1 pseudogene is annotated in these 579 nt (G+C 45.3%); it reads left to right on the forward strand.

The features are described from left to right. Window positions 1-579 (forward strand): annotated as a pseudogene (gene maeB / locus ACWHAR_RS30095) (NADP-dependent malic enzyme); the annotation flags it as partial.

Raw genomic sequence — 579 nt, forward strand, 5'->3', positions numbered from 1 at the left:
CGTAGATGCGTTCCCGATTGCTTTAAACACAAACGATGTTGATAAAATCGTTGAAACTGTAAAATTGCTGGAACCGACATTTGGCGGCGTCAACCTTGAAGATATTGCAGCGCCAAATTGCTTTATCATTGAAGAGCGCCTCAAAAAAGAAACAAACATCCCGGTTTTCCATGATGATCAGCACGGTACTGCCATTGTAACCGTAGCAGGTCTTGTGAACGCGCTGAAACTGTCTGGAAAATCCATGTCATCCATTAAAGTTGTCGCAAACGGCGCGGGTGCGGCTGGCATTGCGATTATCAAGCTTCTTCATCATTATGGCGTTCGCGACATTGTGATGTGCGATTCCAAAGGGGCCATTTATGAAGGGCGCCCGAACGGCATGAACGATGTCAAAAATGAAGTGGCGAAGTTCACGAACCAAGATCGAAAAGACGGTTCTCTGAAAGATGTCATCGTTGATGCTGACGTATTTATCGGTGTCTCTGTAGCAGGCGCGTTAACAAAAGAAATGGTTCAAAGCATGGCAAAAGATCCGATTATCTTTGCAATGGCAAATCCAAATCCGGAAATCATGCC

The organism is Bacillus sp. LR--39, assembly GCF_053613335.1.